This window comes from Pseudidiomarina terrestris (genome assembly GCF_030466375.1).
GTDB lineage: Bacteria > Pseudomonadota > Gammaproteobacteria > Enterobacterales > Alteromonadaceae > Pseudidiomarina > Pseudidiomarina terrestris.
Map to the genome: position 1 here is coordinate 1,482,298 of NZ_JAGGJE010000001.1, position 19,643 is coordinate 1,501,940.

21 protein-coding genes are annotated in these 19,643 nt (G+C 50.6%); 10 read left to right on the plus strand and 11 right to left on the minus strand.

The genetic code is table 11. The features are described 5' to 3' along the window. The first annotated feature begins 97 nt into the window (after positions 1–97). The 3 genes from J6J28_RS07110 (at position 98) to J6J28_RS07120 (ending at position 3,692) form a co-directional block, all read left to right on the plus strand. Positions 98–1,222, plus strand: coding sequence for an S-(hydroxymethyl)glutathione dehydrogenase/class III alcohol dehydrogenase (locus J6J28_RS07110; RefSeq protein ID WP_301720679.1), 1,125 nt, complete (start codon positions 98–100; stop codon positions 1,220–1,222). Between the two features lie 12 nt (positions 1,223–1,234). Further along, on the plus strand, positions 1,235–2,083 hold the full coding sequence (fghA, locus tag J6J28_RS07115) for an S-formylglutathione hydrolase (protein WP_301720680.1): 849 nt from the start codon (positions 1,235–1,237) through the stop codon (positions 2,081–2,083). Positions 2,084–2,171: 88 nt separating this feature from the next. Continuing rightward, positions 2,172–3,692: a putative bifunctional diguanylate cyclase/phosphodiesterase gene (locus J6J28_RS07120; protein WP_301720681.1), complete on the plus strand. Its 1,521-nt coding sequence runs from the start codon at positions 2,172–2,174 to the stop codon at positions 3,690–3,692. On the opposite strand, the gene J6J28_RS07125 is transcribed toward J6J28_RS07120, so the two are convergent. Next, a complete protein-coding gene (locus J6J28_RS07125; protein WP_301720682.1) occupies positions 3,667–4,590 on the minus strand; it encodes a sensor domain-containing diguanylate cyclase in 924 nt (307 codons plus the stop codon). The genes J6J28_RS07120 and J6J28_RS07125 overlap by 26 nt on opposite strands. 57 nt (positions 4,591–4,647) lie before the next feature. Here J6J28_RS07125 and J6J28_RS07130 point away from each other — a divergent pair, with 57 nt between their 5' ends. Further along, positions 4,648–7,542 carry a ligand-binding sensor domain-containing diguanylate cyclase gene (locus tag J6J28_RS07130; protein WP_301720683.1) on the plus strand — a complete coding sequence of 965 codons (2,895 nt, stop codon included), beginning with the start codon at positions 4,648–4,650 and terminating at the stop codon, positions 7,540–7,542. Positions 7,543–7,554: 12 nt separating this feature from the next. Here J6J28_RS07130 and J6J28_RS07135 read toward each other — a convergent pair whose 3' ends face one another. Further along, positions 7,555–7,998 carry a SixA phosphatase family protein gene (locus J6J28_RS07135; protein ID WP_301720685.1) on the minus strand — a complete coding sequence of 148 codons (444 nt, stop codon included), beginning with the start codon at positions 7,996–7,998 and terminating at the stop codon, positions 7,555–7,557. A 158-nt stretch (positions 7,999–8,156) separates the two neighbouring features. On the opposite strand from J6J28_RS07135, the gene J6J28_RS07140 reads away from it, so the two are divergent. Continuing rightward, on the plus strand, positions 8,157–8,408 hold the full coding sequence (locus tag J6J28_RS07140) for a hypothetical protein (RefSeq protein ID WP_301720687.1): 252 nt from the start codon (positions 8,157–8,159) through the stop codon (positions 8,406–8,408). Between the two features lie 88 nt (positions 8,409–8,496). Here the strand turns inward: J6J28_RS07140 and J6J28_RS07145 are convergent, their stop codons facing one another. The 3 genes from J6J28_RS07145 to J6J28_RS07155 form a co-directional block, all read right to left on the minus strand. Then, positions 8,497–8,889 carry a thiol-disulfide oxidoreductase DCC family protein gene (locus J6J28_RS07145; RefSeq protein ID WP_301720688.1) on the minus strand — a complete coding sequence of 131 codons (393 nt, stop codon included), beginning with the start codon at positions 8,887–8,889 and terminating at the stop codon, positions 8,497–8,499. 64 nt (positions 8,890–8,953) lie between these two features. Beyond that, positions 8,954–9,082, minus strand: coding sequence for a DUF3149 domain-containing protein (locus tag J6J28_RS07150; RefSeq protein ID WP_301720689.1), 129 nt, complete (start codon positions 9,080–9,082; stop codon positions 8,954–8,956). An 11-nt stretch (positions 9,083–9,093) separates the two neighbouring features. Then, on the minus strand, positions 9,094–9,789 hold the full coding sequence (locus tag J6J28_RS07155; protein ID WP_301720690.1) for an OmpW/AlkL family protein: 696 nt from the start codon (positions 9,787–9,789) through the stop codon (positions 9,094–9,096). A gap of 182 nt (positions 9,790–9,971) precedes the next feature. Between J6J28_RS07155 and J6J28_RS07160 the strand changes: the two genes are divergently transcribed. Beyond that, entirely contained in the window at positions 9,972–10,466 is a 495-nt protein-coding gene (locus J6J28_RS07160; protein WP_301720691.1) for a DUF4199 domain-containing protein, read from the plus strand. A gap of 30 nt (positions 10,467–10,496) precedes the next feature. Here J6J28_RS07160 and J6J28_RS07165 read toward each other — a convergent pair whose 3' ends face one another. Beyond that, positions 10,497–10,682 carry a hypothetical protein gene (locus J6J28_RS07165; protein ID WP_301720692.1) on the minus strand — a complete coding sequence of 62 codons (186 nt, stop codon included), beginning with the start codon at positions 10,680–10,682 and terminating at the stop codon, positions 10,497–10,499. A gap of 121 nt (positions 10,683–10,803) precedes the next feature. Between J6J28_RS07165 and J6J28_RS07170 the strand changes: the two genes are divergently transcribed. Continuing rightward, positions 10,804–11,703: a LysR family transcriptional regulator gene (locus J6J28_RS07170; RefSeq protein WP_301720694.1), complete on the plus strand. Its 900-nt coding sequence runs from the start codon at positions 10,804–10,806 to the stop codon at positions 11,701–11,703. A gap of 1 nt (position 11,704) precedes the next feature. Here J6J28_RS07170 and J6J28_RS07175 read toward each other — a convergent pair whose 3' ends face one another. The 3 genes from J6J28_RS07175 to J6J28_RS12745 form a co-directional block, all read right to left on the minus strand. Further along, entirely contained in the window at positions 11,705–13,147 is a 1,443-nt protein-coding gene (locus J6J28_RS07175; RefSeq protein WP_301720695.1) for an amidohydrolase family protein, read from the minus strand. A 99-nt stretch (positions 13,148–13,246) separates the two neighbouring features. Continuing rightward, the gene (locus J6J28_RS07180; RefSeq protein WP_301720696.1) at positions 13,247–13,621 is read right to left on the minus strand and encodes a DUF6768 family protein; all 375 of its coding nucleotides are present in this window, start codon (positions 13,619–13,621) and stop codon (positions 13,247–13,249) included. A gap of 12 nt (positions 13,622–13,633) precedes the next feature. Then, a complete protein-coding gene (locus tag J6J28_RS12745; protein ID WP_418055167.1) occupies positions 13,634–13,939 on the minus strand; it encodes a sigma factor-like helix-turn-helix DNA-binding protein in 306 nt (101 codons plus the stop codon). On the opposite strand from J6J28_RS12745, the gene J6J28_RS07185 reads away from it, so the two are divergent. Beyond that, complete coding sequence (locus J6J28_RS07185; protein WP_301720697.1) at positions 13,916–14,854, plus strand: ATP-grasp domain-containing protein; 939 nt, start codon at positions 13,916–13,918, stop codon at positions 14,852–14,854. The genes J6J28_RS12745 and J6J28_RS07185 overlap by 24 nt on opposite strands. A 7-nt stretch (positions 14,855–14,861) precedes the next feature. Here J6J28_RS07185 and J6J28_RS07190 read toward each other — a convergent pair whose 3' ends face one another. Then, positions 14,862–16,217, minus strand: a complete 1,356-nt coding sequence (locus J6J28_RS07190; protein ID WP_301720698.1) for a diguanylate cyclase domain-containing protein — start codon at positions 16,215–16,217, stop codon at positions 14,862–14,864. Positions 16,218–16,374: 157 nt separating this feature from the next. Further along, positions 16,375–17,394 carry a zinc-dependent alcohol dehydrogenase family protein gene (locus J6J28_RS07195; RefSeq protein WP_301720699.1) on the minus strand — a complete coding sequence of 340 codons (1,020 nt, stop codon included), beginning with the start codon at positions 17,392–17,394 and terminating at the stop codon, positions 16,375–16,377. 189 nt (positions 17,395–17,583) lie between these two features. Here J6J28_RS07195 and J6J28_RS07200 point away from each other — a divergent pair, with 189 nt between their 5' ends. Both J6J28_RS07200 and J6J28_RS07205 read left to right on the plus strand, forming a co-directional pair. Beyond that, positions 17,584–18,636, plus strand: coding sequence for an NAD(P)-dependent alcohol dehydrogenase (locus J6J28_RS07200; protein WP_301720703.1), 1,053 nt, complete (start codon positions 17,584–17,586; stop codon positions 18,634–18,636). A gap of 34 nt (positions 18,637–18,670) precedes the next feature. Beyond that, positions 18,671–19,498 (plus strand): MipA/OmpV family protein, encoded by an 828-nt coding sequence (locus J6J28_RS07205; RefSeq protein WP_301720705.1) that lies wholly within the window; start codon positions 18,671–18,673, stop codon positions 19,496–19,498. Positions 19,499–19,643: the final 145 nt, after the last annotated feature.

Here is a 19,643-nt window from a genome sequence, read left to right on the forward strand (position 1 = left end):
CTCTTCGGAGCGGCTTTTTTTTTGTTCTTTTTGGTATCAAACTTCGTAGGGTGTACCATAACCACACGACGTATAAACAAACTAAAAGGATGACATCATGGAAATGATTAAAACTCGAGCAGCTGTCGCTTGGGCTCCAGGCGAACCTCTGAGTATTGAAGAAGTCGACCTGATGCCGCCACAAAAAGGTGAAGTTCTGGTTCGCATTGTTGCCACGGGCGTATGTCATACGGATGCCTATACTCTGTCAGGGGCCGATCCTGAGGGTATTTTCCCTGCGATCCTGGGCCACGAAGGTGGCGGCATTGTCGAAGCTGTCGGTGAAGGCGTAACCTCCGTAGAAGTGGGGGATCATGTTATCCCGCTTTACACCCCAGAATGTGGCGAGTGTAAATTCTGCAAGTCGGGCAAAACCAATTTATGCCAGGCCATCCGCAGTACCCAGGGTCGGGGCTTAATGCCAGACGGCACCACGCGTTTCTCGAAGAACGGCAAGCCGATTTACCATTACATGGGCACCTCCACCTTCGCAGAACGCACCGTGGTTCCGGAGATCGCTCTGGCGAAAGTCAGTAAAGAAGCTCCGCTGGAAGAGGTTTGCCTGCTCGGCTGTGGCGTCACCACCGGCATGGGCGCAGTGAAGAACACTGCCAACGTGCAAGAAGGCGATACCGTCGCGGTCTTTGGCTTAGGCGGCATCGGCCTGTCGGTCATTATTGGCGCGGTAATGGCAAAGGCCAGTCGTATCATTGCTATCGATATTAACGAGAGCAAATTCGACATCGCCCGTCAGCTGGGCGCCACCGACTGCGTCAATCCGCAGGATCACGAAAAGCCGATTCAGGAAGTCATTGTCGAAATGACCGATGGCGGCGTAGATTTCTCGTTTGAGTGTATCGGCAACGTCAAAGTCATGCGTTCCGCGCTCGAGTGCTGCCACAAAGGTTGGGGCGAGTCGGTCATTATCGGTGTCGCCGGTGCCGGCGAAGAGATATCCACCCGCCCCTTCCAGTTGGTCACCGGTCGCGTCTGGCGCGGCAGTGCGTTTGGCGGCGTCAAAGGTCGCAGCCAGTTACCTGACTATGTACAGCGCTATCTTGATGGTGAGTTTAAGCTCAGTACCTTTATCACCCACACCATGGGGCTTGAGGATATCAATAAAGCATTTGAGCTCATGCACGAAGGTAAATCCATTCGTTCGGTGATTCACTTCGATAACTAAGCGAGGCTGACCATGACACCAGCAAACTTAAAGTTAGTAAGCAGTGTACGTTGCTTCAACGGCGAGCAGCGCCGCTATGAACACGTTTCCCAAATGCTGAACTGCACCATGCAGTTCAGCGTCTACCTGCCGCCGCAAGCGCTGCGCAAAGATCGGGTTGCCTCGGTACTGTGGCTGTCTGGGCTGACCTGCAACGATGAAAACTTTAGCAGCAAAGCCGGTGCACAACGGGTTGCCGCGCAGCTCGGCCTGGCGCTGATCATTCCCGATACCAGCCCGCGCGGTGAACAGGTCGCTGATGATGATACCTATGATTTCGGGAAAGGTGCCGGTTTCTACGTCAATGCGACTCAGCAGCCCTGGGCCAAGCACTACCAGATGTATGACTACATCAGCAAAGAGTTACTTAACCTGGTGACAGACGCTCTGCCACTGAATGGCCAGATGAGTATTAGCGGACATTCCATGGGAGGTCACGGCGCTTTGGTCATGGCACTGCGCGAAACCGGGCGTTTTGCCAGCGTCTCCGCCTTTGCCCCCATTGCGCATCCAACGGCATGCCCCTGGGGTCATAAAGCCTTCACAGGATACCTCGGCTCGGATCGCGAGCTATGGCGCCAGTACGACGCCGTAGAACTTATCCGTGACGGCAAGAAATGCCCGCCATTACTGGTCGATCAAGGCGGTGCTGATAACTTCCTGGCCGAGCAGCTTAACTTCACCACCTTACAGGAAGCCGCAGAAAAACATGACCTGATAGCCCAGTTACGACTGCAGGAAGGTTATGATCATAGCTACTATTTCATTGCGAGCTTTATCGAGGACCATTTGAATTTCCATAAAACGTATTTAAAAAGTTAAATAATTGGTAATTTCTGTACTCCTTGCTATGGTTTAACTAAGTAGCTTCACGACTGAGGAGTTATTGAGCAAAGGAGTACAGACAGTTATGTCACCGCGCCGTGTCGCTGCGTTCATAGCAATTTGTTATTTAGTACTGGGTTTAGTTTGGATTCGATTCTCGGACCAGATTTTGCTCGCGTTTGCCGCAGACTCCAACTTACTCACCGAATTCCAGACACTTAAGGGCTGGGCGTACGTTATCTTAACCGCCGGTATCCTTTATTGGCTGTCAAAATCGGCGCTTGAGCGCGAGCGTAACTTATCTGAGCGGGATAGTCTGACACGGCTGCTGAACCGACATATGTTTGGGCGCGAGCTTGCCAGCGAAATCGAGTTCGCTGATGACAACGACCAGAGTCTGGCCCTCGTGGTTCTCAATATTGACGGTTTCAAGCAACTCAACAGTACGGCAGGCAGTGACGTCGGCGACCGTTTTTTACAGAGCGTTGCCTCACTATTACGGGATCACTTCAAGCAACGTGTTTTACTGAGCCGTTTTGGTGCTGATGAATTTGCGATAGCAATGCCTGTCACCGCCTGGCCTGACCAGGTTCTGCCACAGGTGCAACATCTACAACAGTTGATCCAGACCATTAGCATACCCGAATTGCCCGGTTCAGCACTTTCCGCTTGCTTTGGCCTTGCCCGCTTCCCTACCGATGCAAAAACCGGCGAAGCGCTCATCGATTGCGCGCTGACCGCCCTTGAAGAAGCGAAATCAATGGGCAGTAACCGGCTACGGGTTTATAAGACAGAATACGGTGAGCATGCCTCTAAGCGCACTAAGTTGCTATTTGACCTGAAAGCTGCCATCGCCAATAAGAAACTTAGCGTGGTTTACCAGCCGCAATTCCGACTCGATGACCACAGTATCAGTGGCGTTGAGGTCTTAGCGCGCTGGCATCACCCGGAAAAGGGGCTCATTCCACCCGACGTATTTATTCCCCTGGCAGAAAAACACGGTCTTATCTGTGAAATTACGGACTTTATTATGCAGACCGCAATCAGCGAGCTGCTGCAAGCAGAATTACTTTATCGGCCAATTCCACGGGTTTCATTTAACGTCTCGGCGGCAGATTTCAACACCAACCAAAGCTCGCAGCGTTTTTTACACAATCTGGCGGAGTTACCTAAGGATGACTGGTCAGTGGTTGAACTAGAACTCACCGAAACCTCAGCATTATTAAATCTGGAAGGCGTGAAGAATGTGCTTCAGGTACTACGTGAGCGTGGCGTGCAGGTGTCGTTGGATGATTTTGGCACAGGTTACTCATCACTCAGCACCTTGCGTCTGCTACCGATACAGGAGCTTAAGATTGACCAAAGCTTCGTCCGTGATATCGCCAGCAATGCGCATGACGCACGGTTAGTCAAAACCATTTTAGCTATGGCAAAAGCATTACAACTTCGAGTGGTCGCCGAAGGTGTGGAAAGTCAGCAGCAGGCACGTTATTTAGCTAATGAAGGCTGCCAGGAAGTACAAGGCTATCTGTATGCTAAGCCTATGTCACTGCAAGCTTTAAAGTCCTTTGCTTCGAATATCAAAGCGTCAGCTGCGCAGCGGTGATCTGATTTTTGCCCGAGCGTTTGCCTTGATACATTGCGGCATCCGCGACTCGCAAAATAGCTTCGACGGTACATTCCCCTCGCACAGCCAAATCAGCATCAGCGCAGTGGCAAATACCAATAGACACACTCAGTTCCCAGTCATTTTCAGCACTGACTTTAAGAACCTGCTCGCGCGCGCGCTCCAGAATCACCAGACTATCCTCTAAGCTGGCTCCCGGATGAATGCTCGCAAACTCATCGCCACCAATCCGAGCCACAAAATCAGTGCCTCGCGTAGCTACGCAAATGCCATTGGCAATAGCTTGCAGAGCTCTGTCGCCGGTATCGTGACCAAGGGTGTCATTCAAGCGTTTAAAATTGTCCAGATCAATCAAGGCAACACTGAATGTATGATGGCCAAGTTTCAGCTCTTCAATATCCGCGGCCAGTTCCTGGTAAAACGCCCGGCGATTACCAACACCGGTTAAAAAATCCGTGAGCGCTTGTTGCCGTTCAAGCTCGAGCTGACGCCGAATTTTCTCTTCTGTTTCACGGTTCTGGCTTGCATCGCGAATAAAGGCAATGGCGAATGACTCACTTTTTACGGTAACGTGGCTGAGCATGATATCAACGTGAAAGGTATCACCGTTTTTGCGCTGACCTAAAAAACGAAAGCCGCGACCCATAGGTCGGTTCTTTTGCGAATTAAAAAACTGTCCAACATGGGATTTGTGTTGCGCCCGGATACCTTCGGGAAGTAAGTTATCTAATTGCGAACCTAGCAGCTCATTGTGTGGATACTGGAACATTGACGCGGCCAGCTGATTGACCAAAACAATAATGCCCTGTTGATTGACAACAAGAGCCGCGTCAGGAATGATTTCAATAAGTTCGCTGAGGTCGCGTTCGTCTTTCATTGCTTATAATTCATGCCGATTGTACCGATAGCCTAAGCTTAACGGAACTTGATACTAATGCCCATAGCGTACCGACAAGTAATTACCCTGGTGTTGGCAATTTTTACGGTCTGCACCGTTAACGGAACTGAACTTGATGCCCCTCCGCTGGGGGATCGGGCACTGCGTGTTTGGTCCACTAACGACGGGCTACCTCACAACTCAGTCAATCACATCACCCAGGACAGCCAGGGCTACCTTTGGATCGCCAGCTGGGAAGGTCCGGTGCGTTTTAACGGCCGCAATTTTGAATTATTTGCAGAAGAAACAGGCCTGCCCGACCCAGGCTCGCTATACGTTGCCGAGAACCCTTTTACGAAACAAATGATCTCGACCGGCACCCGTGGCGGTGTGAGTTATTACCAAAGCTCCCCCACCGGCGGCTATTGGACGCCCCAGCCGCGTGTCTTTGACCGTGTTGATTACGCTCTCTTTGTGTCTATAGATTGCACCTGGTACGCAACCGTCAACACTGGTGTTGTCCGCGAGTGCGGTGATACCCGCACCCAGTACGACAAAACCCAAGGCTTGCCCAGCGCTAAAATCCTTGAGTTGGAGCAGGACCAACGCGGACGTATCTGGGCTGGAACAGATGCGGGTGTAGCCTATTTCGATGCGCAGCTTAATCGCTTCAGAACTCTCGAACAACTTCCTCAAGGCTACAGTTTTGGCATCGTTGCCGCCCAGGACGGGGCGATTTATATCAGTATTGGTCGCGCCATTTTTGTCGTCGACCCCGATGACTTAAGTGTTACAGAGTGGCCGGCTCAGTATCCAAGTACCATCACCGAGCTCTATCAGGCACCCGAGGGTAGTTTCTGGATTGGCACGCACGAGCACGGCATCTCCACGCTGACACCCTCATCGCCGCAAATGGTCACAATCGCGGAGGGCCTGCCGAATAATCACATTCTCAGTATCTTCATGGATAGTGAGAATACACTTTGGGTAGGCACCCATCGCGGGTTAGTGCAATTTCGCAAGGCCCAGTTCCATAGCCATCATGGCGAAAGTGGTCTAGGTTACGACTACGTCAGAGCGCTAACTGAAGCTCCTGACGGCAGTGTACTGGTCGGTGGTCTGGGCGGCATAAAACGCATCAAAGATGAAGCCGTGTTACCTCTCGATACCAGCAGTAGAGTGCGCTCGGAAAGTATCCTCAGTTTCGCGTATGACCGTGACCAGCGGCTTTATATCGGCACTTATACCAACGGACTTTATGTGCTGGAAAACGGCAGGGAAATCGCACACTACAATGAGAACAGCGGCTTTCCAGGTAACGATATTCGTGGCTTACTCATTTCCGGTGACGGTTATCTTTACGCAGCGACGTCTGTTGGAGTCCTGAAGAGTCGTATGAATGACGATGGGACCCTGGCTACACCTAGCTATTTTGGTGTCGATGACGGGCTGCCAGATGAAGTAATTTATGCCCTCCACCAGACGCGCAGTGGTGAGATACTTATTGGCAGTATGCGCGGCCTATCTAAACTTTCCAATGGCAAAATTGAACCCATTGACGTGAGTTCAGTCAGTAACGCTGAGTTTATTTTTGGTTTCTATGAGGATGAAGCGCGTATTTACATCACCTCCGACCGGGGCTTGTTGGTTTACACCAAAAAGCTGGACAGGTGGCAGGTTTTCGACGCAGACAATGGACTACCGACGATTAAGTATTTTGATGTCATCCGTGATCACAAAGGTGACCTTTGGCTTGCTTCAGGACGAGGCTTAATTTATGTGGCGGCCCAGGACTTTGACTTTGCTATAAATGATGATAACCCTGCGACCCCCCTGCCCCATACGTTTTATCAACACCATCATGGCCTGGCCAGTGCCCAAATCAATACCGGTGGACCGCCAATGCTGGTCACCAAAGACGGAGAACTCTGGGTGGCAACTTCGCGCGGTGCAGGCCATTACAGTCCCGCACAAAGCAAGGCGATTCGACAGACGCCGCCACAACCAGTGATCGAAAAGGTCATTAGTGACGGCCATGCCATTTCGGAAAACACCTATCTTGAGCCTGACAGTGGCCGTATCGAATTTCAGTTTGTCGGCTTGGGTTATCAATACTCGGAAAGCATCCTTTACCGTATGCAACTCGCGGGCTATGACGAGGACTGGGTCAAGCCAACAGGCTCTCAGCTCATTGCCTCATACACAGAGTTACCTCCGGGGGCCTTTATTTTTCAGGTTCAGGCAGCTTACCCCAATGGCGAATGGAGTGATTCAGCAACTTTCACTGTGCACAAGCTGCCTACGCTCTGGCAGCGACCGAGCATCTGGGTGGCGTTGGCTTTAGCGTCATTACTGCTAGTTTGGCTGGCGTTTCAACTGCGTATTTATACGGTTACCCGCAGTAAAGAGCGGTTACAGCAGCTGGTGCGTGAGCAGACCGAGACGTTACAGCAACTGGCACATCAGGACAGTCTGACCACACTTGCCAATCGCAGAGCTTTCGATGAGCTATTGCGGCAAAAGGTTGCACAACATGGTGGGCAACAACCTTTGGCATTAATTTTAATGGACTTGGATCACTTTAAAGAGGTAAACGATCGTTATTTGCATACCACCGGTGATCAGGTTCTCAAGCGCGTGGCGAGGCTTATCCGTGATTCAGCACCCGAAAGTGACATGATCGCGCGCTGGGGCGGAGAAGAATTTGCCATCTTACTTTCTGGTGCACAAACAGCAAACCTGGTGCCCATTTGTGAGCGCATCCGTACCACGTTGATGAACGCCGACCTCCACGACCTGGTCAGTAATCTTTCTGTAACTGGTAGTTTTGGTGGTGCAACCTACCATCCGGGTGAAACCGCAGCTAGCTTGATAAGGCGCGCGGATAAAGCCCTTTATCGCGCCAAACATAATGGCCGCAACCGGATTGAGATTGCCCATCAGGAAGAGTGAGCAAAGCCACGCTCACTCTTTTTCTTCGATCATTGGGATCATCAGACGATGCAAGCGGGGCTGCCCGTCCCGAAAATGAAGTAAAAACACATCGCCGTATTCCTTTTCAGTCATGCTTTCAACCTCCACACCGAGGGCGCCAACGATCCCAGGTACTGTATTACTGTGCCCCACGACCAGCGCGGTTTGCTCAGCGGCCAGCAGTTTCTCTACCAGCACCTCTCCATCACCCGCCTTGTAGTTCTGCACAGCCAGATCAAAACGCTTTGCCACCGGCTGAGCGGTCTGCTCTGTGCGCTGAAATGGTGTGCTGTAGACCGCTTCGAGATCCAGTTTGCTCAGCATCTCCGCAAGTAGCTGAGCACGCTGTTTGCCCTTACTGTTTAATGCAGGGTCACTCTCGGCAACGGCTTTTTCTGCGTGCCGAACGACGACGATTGTAAAATCCTTGGCCATAACTGAACAGCTCCCTAGTAGTGCCACCATTATCAATATAATGAGTACTAAACTGCGATTCATCTTTGATCACTCTTATTTTTAATTGACACGATTTAGCCGTGCGCCTAAGGTCTTAATGTTGTTCCACTTTCTTAACAATAACAAGGACAATAACTATGGATCATCAAGGTTTCGATAGCTCAAGCACTGTCAGTGTCGGCGAGTGGATGCTGACGCTCTTGCTCACGTTTATTCCAATTGTAAACATCATCGCACTGATCATTTGGGCATTTTCAAGCGGTACTAAACCCTCTAAATCAAACTGGGCCAAGGCTACGTTATTGTGGATGCTCATCGCAATAGTACTTGGTTTTGGTATGGCAATGCTCGGTGTCGGTTTTGGTATGATGGGGATGAACAGCTACTGATAGTAGGAGTGAGTGAGTGCTCCCGCGAGCGGAGCACCCGCCGCTTAGTCTAACAATCCCTTGTTGACCCTACCTCTATACTGCGGCTTTATTCATCCAAAGAACAAGGCAGACAGCGCTCTTTACCTGTGATTAATTTGGAGAGTACGTTTCGGTGCCTGGCAAATCCCAGATAACCTTTGTCCGCCAGCCAGCGTATACCCGGCCAGCGCAGCGGCGCAACCAGCCAGCCACGTCCGACTGCAGACCAGGCCGCATAGGTGACATCAAGTCCGTAAATCATCTTGCCGTCAGGAGTTAACCCGTGCAGTATTCGGTTGGCTTCGGTGACATCGATCGCTGGAAAGCGCACAGAGAAATTGTCAGCCCAGATACTTTCAAACTGAATCTTGCCCTGTTTATCGAGAGCCTTGAGATGGCGCATTTCGCGAACGCACAGAGGGCAGCCCCCATCGTAAAATAAAATTAACTTTGCAGACAAAGGCTGACCTCCGTTACGAACTTTCGTCACTCAGTAGTGTTTACGGAGGTCAGCAAAACTTTGATCACGCTGATTCAGACATTTTTGAGATGAAATACACCGCGTAAAAGATGCAAATACCAAGCAAAATGGCTAAACCGGTAAAGGGAAAGAAAATCACCGGATCAGTGAAAAACGCTTTTAGCAGTTGCATGATCTGCCTCCTTAAAAACGATAACGAATTCCAAGCATGGCCACAGTCGGATCAATATCCACCGCAGCAGAATCAATGGTCGTGCCGTTAATACGAACATCTGCGACCGTATCGATAGCCATACGACTGACCATCAAATGCAAGCCCCAGCGCTCGGTCATTTCGACATTTACGCCAGCTTGCAGCGCATAGCCCCAGCTGTTTGAAAGTGCTAAATCCACACTGTCATTTGCTGTAACCACAGCCAGATCCGTCAACACACTTGCCAGTTCCGGGCTCACCTTTTCCTCAAAGAAAGTCGTGTAGTTAACACCTAGCCCAACAAAGGGGGCCACACGTTCGCTGCCGATGTCAAAATGGTATTGCGCCAGCAAGGTTGGCGGTAAATGTTTGGTCTCACCAATTTTTAAGCCTGCCAGGCTACCTGTGCCGTGGATTTCGTGTTTGAAAGGAGTGGCCGCGATCAGCTCCAGACTCCAGTTTTTATCCAGCTGATAATCAAAGGTGATCCCAAGCTGGGTATTATTATCAACACTCACTCCTGTGCTTCCGCTGGTCATGCCAGCGACGCTTTCAATGACAGGTAACGATGCACTATCATCATTTGGCATGACGCCAATGGCACCGACGTTCACTGAAATATCCGCGGCTGCAGGCCCTGCAAAACCTAAAACCACTAAACTACTTACTAGCAACGACTTTTTCATACAGCACTCCTTAGTTAATCTCCCTGTATTTTATAAGGTTACTCCCTGTAAACTTTGATCCTGATCAACTTTTTGCCGGCGATGATGAGAGTTTTTCTTTTCCGCTTTTTCGAACTATTATTGAGCTAGAGCCAAGTGAAAGAGTCATGCCGCATCGACTCATAAAAATAAGGAAACATGCGATGCTGAAGGAATTAAAATGGGGTGTGCTTTTCTCCGGAGCCATTCTGGTGTGGTTACTGATTGAACGCCTGACTGGACTGCATGATGAGCATATTGAATATCACGCTTATTTTACCAATCTCTTTGCCGTCGTCGCAGTCGTCATCTATGTCTTGGCATTGCGTGACAAACGAGCTTCGCTGCCTAACCAGGAAATGCGCTGGATAGAAGGTTTTCTTAGCGGGGTCATCATTGCGGTGGTCGTTGCCGCGTTATCACCTTTGCTGCAAATCATTGCGCACTATCTCATTTCGCCGGACTTCTTCGCCAATATGCAGGCTTACACCATCAATGAGGGGCTAATGGAGCCAGCGGCAGCGCGCGAGTACTTTAGTCTTGAGTCCTACATCATCCAGTCTGTTATCGGCGCACTACTTATGGGGGCCGCGACTGCTGCCGTCGTGGCGTTCTTTTTACGCACCCGAGATCGGGATACCTCACGGCACAAAACCTGATTGTGCCGTGAGGCTGGACGCCTGATGCAATTAAACGGGTGCACAGCAACACTGCTGCGCCGTTGGATGGTTCACCAGCTGCTCCACCAGCTCATCATAGCCATGCGGCTTAATTAACGGCTGTTTGAACTGGGCTACTTTATAATTGCCCTGGTGGACCATGGTGCCACGTGATAATGAACCTAAAGCTTTTAAAAAGTCTTTTGAGAATTTCATGTCGGTCTCCAAATAAGTGTTGGTTTGTTTAAGCAAGATAAGTATATTGTTTCCGTAGAATATGATTAGACCCGATAAGTGAAAATCATTGTTTCCTACGGAACACAATAAGGATGCCGAGATGCTTGACCGATTTGCCGACATGGCCATTTTTGCAGCGGTGATGGATACTGGAAGTTTTACTCGTGCAGCACAACAACTTGAGCTTTCTAAAAGTGCCGTCAGTAAAGCGGTGGCGCGTCTTGAAACAGAACTTCAAACTAAATTACTGGTGCGTACCACGCGCAAACTTTCGCCAACAGTTGCCGGTTCAGACTTTTATCAGCACTGCCGCGAAATCGTGCAGGAAGCCGATTTGGCCTATGAGCATATCGGTGCGATGCGCACCACGCCAAGTGGTCGCGTTACTCTGACCGCTCCGGTAAATTATGGAGCGACACGAATCGCTCCCTTAATACCGCATCTCTTAGCCACCTATCCCCAATTGGACGTTGACTTGCAACTCACCAACCGGCTCGTTGATCTGGTCGGTGAAAAAGTCGATATTGCGATTCGATGCGGCGTGCTCAAAGATTCCAGTTTCTACTTTCGCCGGGTAGCTCCTTTATCGATCGTGTTAGCCGGATCAAAAGGCTATTTTGCCAGCCACGCTAAGCCCAAACACCCGCATGAACTCAGTTACAAGTTTGGCCTGCACCAGTGCATCACCGATAGTGCTAAAGCTGCGGATAAGCTGTGGCGCTTTTACGAAGATGACCAACTCATCCAGGTAACAGTTAATGGCCGCTTTGCGGTATCGGACAATCGTGCCATGCGCGCGGCACTGCTGGCTGATCTGGGGTTGGCTTATATGCCCAGCTACTCGCTAAATGAAATGATCGCTGCGGGGCAAATTGAAACTGCACTTGATGATTTTATGCCGCAACCTGTCCCGGTGCATTTACTCTACCCTGAACGAAAATACACCACGGCCGCAGTGACCGTGGTGCTTGACTACCTCCAGCAACAACTGAGTCAATAACTCAGTCGTTCGCCTCTGCGTAGCTTAAATCTTCGATCTTATGCAGCTTACCGAAACGCATCACCTGCTTGATGGAGCGATAGGCCGCGACATCGTTGCCGGGATCTTCGCTTAACACCACCAGGTCCGCGTTTTTACCCACCTCAACTGTACCCAGCGTGTGTTCCAGGCCCAAAGCCTTAGCGCCATTTTTGGTCGACATTACCAGCACATCAGCCGCTGGAATTCCGGCCGCCTGCATATTCTTCATTTCAATAAGCATTGACGGACCATGGAACATTCCCGGATTCCCTGCATCTGTACTGGTCGCAATGGTGGCCCCGGCCTCATGCAGTTTGCGCAAATTATGTTTGACGATGTATTGCTCTTCTCCATAAAGCAAAGTGTCACGGACAAACGCTGAGGAGCTTACGTTTTTACTGTAAAACTCGGCCATTTTTTCATGTCCTTCAGTGACCAGCTGCCGCGTCCTTGGATCGATGCAATGATTTGGGTCATAAAAGTCAGGTTGTTCGCCAAGCAGAATACTGAGCGTCTGTAACGAGTTGGTATACCCGAAACTACTTGTCGGCTCATAGACCACGTCGTTCTTAACCATGGCCTGAACAAACTCCTCGTCCACAAGATCGGCAAAGACACTGTGAACCAGAACATCGGCGCCTGCTGCCACCGCAGCTTTAGCGTCAGCCAGATTGACCGTATGGGCGATAAATTGTAGGCCCTGGCGATGCGCAGCATCGGCAATCACCTGCAGCCGTTCGTAGTACTCCGCCGCACGCTCCGGAGGTAATGGGTCGAACCATACTTTTAAAGCGCTGGCACCGCTGGCTGCGACCACTGCGACACTGGCCAGCGCCTCTTCATTGGTACTCATGGGTAGGAATTCGTGCACGCCGTTGGCGACTTGGTTGTTTAATACCGTCTCGCTGACCCGGGTTTCACCGTGGGTCAACAGCTGACCAGCAGCAACAAAACGCGGGCGCTCCGGATTGGCTATGGAGCCTTCCTGCAATGAGGTGGTCCAGGGAAAACTCCCCGTATCAAACACAGCGGTCACGCCAGAGCACAAATAGCTCCGATCAAACTTCTCCGGGTTTTGCTGAAGGTAAGACTGAGCCTGTTGCAGGTCGTAGGTTTCAGACAGAAATGGGTACACAGGACGTGTATCAAACCAGCCGCTGGCAGCGTAATGCACATGCCCATCGACCAGCCCCGGCGTAACATAATGCCCCTCAAGATTAATCATTTCGGCATCCGCGGCGTAGTTACAGTCAGGGCCTACGCAACTGATCAGGCCTTGCTCGACCACAATCAGACTATTTTCCACCGGCGCCGCGCCGGTACCATCGTAAAGCGTTGCGCCTTTGAGCACCTGTTGCTGCGCATTGGCGTTCGATGACAGCAATAGGCCAAGCAGAAAGATGAGAAAACTGGATCGGTACATGCTACTCCCTCGCTTAGTTACCCAAACATAGTGTGAGTACTAAATCTAGGAAGCGAAGTCGCTTTTTGCAAATCCCCCCCTCGTTACCTCCAGCTTCTCTTAGCTTAACTCTTTGGCACCCAGGCGCTGTGCCAGACGCACTTCCATGCGCCGGATCTCTTTGGCAGTGTGGGTGCGGCCGGTCTCAAAAAATATCCACGTTTTGATCGCCACCTGCGAATTAAACACCAGGATTAAGCAGACGGCCCAGAATAACTGATGCTCTGGCGCGGCGGTAAAGAACTCGTAGCCCGTCCAAAAAATAAACCCGGTTAAGATGATGGCCAGCGCATAAGCAAACACCATGACCCAACCAAGACGCGAACTAAAACCGACCTTCAAATACCCGGTGAGGCCGGTGTCCGAGCTCATCAGCTTTTTAAGCTCCGCAGACTGCTCTTGTAGGTCCTCTTCAAACTTATCATTTGTCGACATGAGTTAGCTCTCCTATTCAGCTAAATAAAGGATTTTCAATTTATTTCTGGCCCTGTGTAAGCGGGATTTCACCGTGCCTTCCGGCAACTCCAGTAACAACGCAATTGTGCGAATCTCAAGCTCATGTAAAAAAACAATACACCTAAATCTCAGGTTCAGCGAAATTAAATTATTTTTCAGGCGCAGCGCGTTCGCGCCTAGAACCGCATCGTCCAAGCTATAACCTTTTGGTATTGATCGGATTTTGGCAAAGGATTGTAATGACAGCATTATCCGAGTAACTGCGAGAAACAAATGAAAGACATCGTGATTATCCATGAAAATGATGAGTGGCTGGTGCCGCTGCGCGAAGAGTTCCGCCAGCGCGGCGTGACCGCCATTGAATGGTTTCTCGATAACGGCAGCGTTCCCTTTAGCGAGCGCCCGGCGGATGCTGTCTATTACAACCGCATGAGTGCATCGTCGCACACGCGTGGTCACCGCTTTGCACCGGAGCTGACCAAGGCAGTGCTTACCTGGCTGGAAAGCTATGAGTGCACCGTCGTGAATCCGCGGCAGGTACTGGCCCTGGAAGTTTGCAAGCTTTCGCAATACGCGGCCCTACAACGCGCCGGCCTGCAGGTGCCAAAAACTCATGCGGTGGTCGGTAAAGACGCCATTGTTGCCGCCGCGGAAGCTTTCGAGCATTGGCCACTTATTGTGAAGCCTAACCGCGGGGGTAAAGGGCTTGGCGTGCAGCGTTTCAACACGGTGTCAGAGTTAGCTCAATACTTGCAACGCCCTGACCTGGACGAGCCCCTTGATGGTACCTGGTTGTTGCAGGAGTATATTCAGCCGCGGGAGCCCTTTATTACCCGGGCAGAATTTGTTGGCCGGCGATTTGTCTATACGGTACAGGTCAACACTGACGATGGCTTCGAACTTTGTCCGGCAGATAATTGCTCTATCGAAGATCAGTTTTGTCCGACCGATCAACAGTCGCATAAATTTACGCTAACCCAGCGCTTTGACGAACATCCGATCCTTAGCTTGTTGGAGAATTTCCTGCATGATAACGGTATTGATGTGGCGGGAATTGAATTTATCGAAAATGCGGACGGCGAGTTGTTTGTTTACGATGTGAATACGAACACCAATTACAACCAGGCCGCAGAGCAACGCGCCAATCAGCCTAATGGGGAAACAGGAATGGGCGCCCTTGCCAATTATCTTATCGGGTTAGCACAAAGCTGAGTCTTGCTCAGCTTTGCTTTTTCTTAATACTGAGCTTGTTCTCATACATGCGCTCATCGGCCAGTTTTAACAATGTGGCTTTATCCTGGCCGCCCTCTGAGTTGCAAGCACAGCCGATGCTTAAAGATGGATAGAGGATGAGCCCGTGTGCCTGAATATGCTGGCGTTCAACCTGGGCTCTAATTTTATCGATGATCTTGTCGGCCTGCTCCTTATCTTTGCAGCGATTTAAAATCACCAAGAATTCATCGCCCCCCATGCGTGCCACTATATCGGAGGCACGCACCGCGGTCTCTAACCCTCTGGCCACCAGTTTCAACATGTCATCACCGGTGTCATGACCGTGGGTATCATTAATGGCCTTGAAGTCATTCAGATCAATCGTCAGAACACAAAACCGATTTCTATCGTTACCTTCACTCATCAATCGGTTCAGGTAACTTAGCGCAAAGCGGCGATTGCTCAAGCCCGTTAAGAAATCTTCATTCGCTCTGTGCCGCTCAGCACGGTAGAAAACCCAAAGCATACAAACACTGAAAAAGAGCAGTATATAAATACCGATCAGACTCCAGCGTCCCAACTGCAATAGATTTTCCTGCTCCTTAGTCAGACTGTCTTTAAAGTCTGCCGCAATCCACCATTCACCGTTAGGTACAACGACAGGCCCCTGATAGTCGGCGTTTGCAAAGGTCTCGGGAGTGCCCTCGAAAACCTCACCGTCGCGACCTTTGCCATTGCGACCGCGAATTGCAATTTCGGCATTTTCGATACGGGATAAACCTGCTGACTCCATCAGGCTCTCGTAGTCTATAACCACACTCAAAGAGCCCCAGTAATTCTCATTCGCAGGATAATCCGTAAACACCGGAACCCGCGCAATTAGCGCCCGCCCGCCCTGAACCAGCTCCAGCGGACCAGCCAGGAAAATATCTTGTGCCTGGCGTGCAGCCTGAACAGTTTCGTACTGCGAGGGGACAGTTCTGAAATCAAGACCTATGGCTTTTTCATTACCTTCCACAGGGTAGTTCTTCTCAACAATATCATTGGGTGCCATACCGACATTGCGAACATTCTCGGCCCGTTCAAGCAAGCGAATGCTAATTTCGTAAAAGTTCTCGCCGGAAGCCTGCGGATCAATATTAAACAGGGTTGCCAGGCTATCGACCAAAAACACATCACGGAACAGCGCCGATTCCAGCTTGGATTTTGCCAACAGAACCTGCGAGCGTAATTCATCATTTGCATCTTGCTGCAAGCGCTCTTTGGCCAGGTCAGCCACCCAATTAGAGAGAATCCAGACAAGAAATAATCCGGCACAGAAAAAAACGGTGATCACGGCTGCTGCACGTTTACGAATGATCAAACTGCTGTCCTTAAAAAACGATGCAAACTGTAATGTTGAGCCGCGATTACGACCGAACGCCCAACTTTCATGAAACAACAAAGGCTGGGCGAACGCAAGTAAATGGCTTAATTCATTTAGAAAGCGCTAAACAAACTATCACGGCGAAGATTTAACCTCAGAATTCCAGACAGATTTTGCCGAAATGTTTGCCGTCTTTCTCATAGCGAAACGCATCAGCAAGTTCTTCAAAGGCAAAGGTTTTATCCACCACAGGTTTTACACCATTGGCTTCTAAAGCGCGCACCAAATCTTTCTGATACTCGCAACTGCCGACGATCAATCCCTCGAGCCGGGCCTGCTTCGCCATCAATTTTGCAGTTGGCACCTTGCCCTCACTGCCGGTCAGCACACCAATCAGGGCAATATGCCCACCTATCGCTACAGCATCAATGGATTGCGGTAAGGTGCCGGGTCCACCAACTTCGACAACATGATCAACACCACGGCCATGGGTCAGTTTGCGTACCGTTTTGCCCCACTCCGGGTCTTCTTCGTAATTGATCAGATGATCAGCTCCCAGATTTTTGTAGCGCTCCAGCTTTTCGTTCGAAGAGGATGTCGCAAACACCGTTGCGCCGAGACTTTTCGCCAACTGACAAGCAAACACAGAAACGCCGCCACTGCCCAGCACCAACACGGTGCTGCCCGGCTTGATGCCGCCGTCCACAACCAATGCCCGCCAGGCCGTAAGCCCTGCAGTGGTAAGGGTTGCAGATTCAGCATGACTATAATTGCGTGGCTGATGGGTAAAATAATTGGTTGGCCGCACCACCACCTCGCGCGCGTAGCCATCAATACCATCCCCCGGAGTGTTCGTGAAGTCAGCGACACGAGCAGGACCTGTTTGCCAGGTTGGGAAAAACGTCGAGACTACGTGATCCCCTACGGTGAACTCTTCCACACCCTGCCCCACAGCTTCGACGACACCGGCGCCGTCAGACATGGGAATACGTCCATCTTCTGTGTTCATGTGACCCGCAGCGACGCTGTAATCATGATAGTTAAGTGAGCTTGCTTTAATACGCACGCGCACTTCGCCGGGGCCAGGCTCGCCAGGATCATCCATTTCAGTCACCTGAATATTCTCCAGCCCGAACGGCTCTTTGAGTCGTAACGCTTTAATTTTATCAACCATAATCGTCATCCCTCGTGTTGATGGTGTATCTCTTCTAGTTGCTTACTATCAAGTTTGGATCAAAACCGTCGGATTTAAAGGTCGCAAGCATAAATAGCCGCGCGCCGAACGATTGAGCAAATTTCAAATACCCAGCTAGACTTAATGATTATTGGCGCGAAAGCCTTTTAACTCAGTAAAGGAGAAGATATGAAAACTGTAGGATATGCAGCGCATTCCGCACAGGATGACTTAGCCCCGTTTCATTTTGAACGCCGTGACTTGCGTGACAATGATGTTGCCATTGAGATCCTTTACACCGGTATCTGTCACTCGGATCTCCACCAGCTACGCAACGACTGGGACATGAGTGAATACCCGATGGTTCCCGGCCATGAAATTGTCGGCAAAGTCATTGATGTCGGCAAAGACGTGAAAAGCTATAAAGTCGGCGACAATGTTGCGGTTGGCTGCATGGTCGACAGCTGCCAGGAATGCGATCAGTGCGAACATGGTGACGAGCAGTTCTGCCGGGAAGGTATGACGCAGACGTATAACAGCCCTGATCGTATCAACGGCAACATTACTTACGGCGGCTATTCAAAGCATATCGTAGTGCGGGAAGAGTTTGTGCTGTCCGTATCAGACCAATTAGATATGAAACGCGCCGCACCTATTCTCTGTGCCGGCATTACCACCTTTGCCCCGCTCCGCGACTTTGAAGTAGAAGAAGGCAGCAGAGTTGGCGTAATCGGTCTTGGCGGCCTCGGCCACATGGCAGTGAAGTTAGCAAAAGCAATGGGCGCTAAGGTTACCGTACTGACGCATTCAGCAGGCAAAGTCGATACAGCCAGAGAAATGGGCGCAGACGATGTTGTCCTCTCCACCGATGAAGATGCCATGGAAAATGCTGCAAACAGTCTGGATCTCATTATTAATACCGTGCCGGTTAAACACGACCTAAACCCTTACATGCCGTTACTGGATGTTGGCGGTACGCTGGTTGTGGTCGGCCAGGTCGGTCCTGTCAATGAGCTCAATACTATGCCAATGGTGTTTGGTAATCGCGGCGTTTCCGGCTCGTTGATTGGCGGTATACAGCGAACCCAGGAGGTACTCGACTTCTGCGCCGAACATGACATTCATCCGAAATGCGAAATGATTCGTATGGATGAAATCAACGATGCCCTCAAACGCCTGGAGAAAGGCGAAGTTGCGCACCGGATTGTGATTGATATGTCGACGTTAGAGGCGGATCAATAACCACCGCCCAGTGTAAAACTTGTGAGGATTCTGTATGAAAAAATTAACCGGGTTATTGTTATTATTGTGCCTGAATGGACTCACCTCTCAAGCTGCATTCGCGCAAGACGAGGAAACAGCTTTGGTACCTTTGCCCTCGCTTGACGACTTCACTCGCGGTGAGGATGGTTGGGCCTTCGGGTTAGGCTTGGGTGTTGAATATGAATCTGCCTATGAAGGCTCCGACGAATTTGGATGGGAACTCCAGCCTGCGGGCGCCGTGCAATGGCGTAGTGGCGACAATATTTTCTACTTTGCCGGTGAAGCACTAGGCTGGCGTGGTCTTCGCGCTGACACCTGGTTGTTAGAGGCCACGGTGGGCTTTGACGAAGGCCGCGAAGAGGGCGATTCCGACGACGGTCACCTGGATGGACTCGGTGATCAAGATGAGGGTGCTGAACTCGTGCTGCAAGCGCGTCGCGCTTTCGATTCCAATTGGCGCAATTGGCTGGTGGGCCGTGTCGTGACCGGTGGTGACGGAAATCTGGGTCTATTTGGAGTGGGCCACCGCTTCGGAGACCAAATGAACGGTACCGGTTCTGAGCTTAATTTGGTTATGGTCGTTCATGACAGCGAGTACGCCAACAAAGGTTTCGGCATCGACGCGAATCAAGCGGCTGCATCAGGCTTACCTGAGACCCACCTAAGTGGCGGATTACGCTCGATTGGAATTGATTATAATTTCCGCCATTACGTCAACAACAATTGGCAGATCTACGGCGAAGCACTCTTTGAATATTATAGTAGTGAAGTGCGCGAGAGCCCAATCGCTCGTAATAATTACGAAGCCGAAGTAGGCGTCGGATTCATTTATGTATTCTAATGAACCTGGGGGCCGGTTAAGCAACTGGGGACGGTTTCGAATCTAAACCAAGCCATTAGCTTAAAAGACTAGTAAGTCATTGAAAGACTACAGATTTGCAAGCATAAAAAAAGCCGCTCAATGAGCGGCTTTTTATTTGGATTTG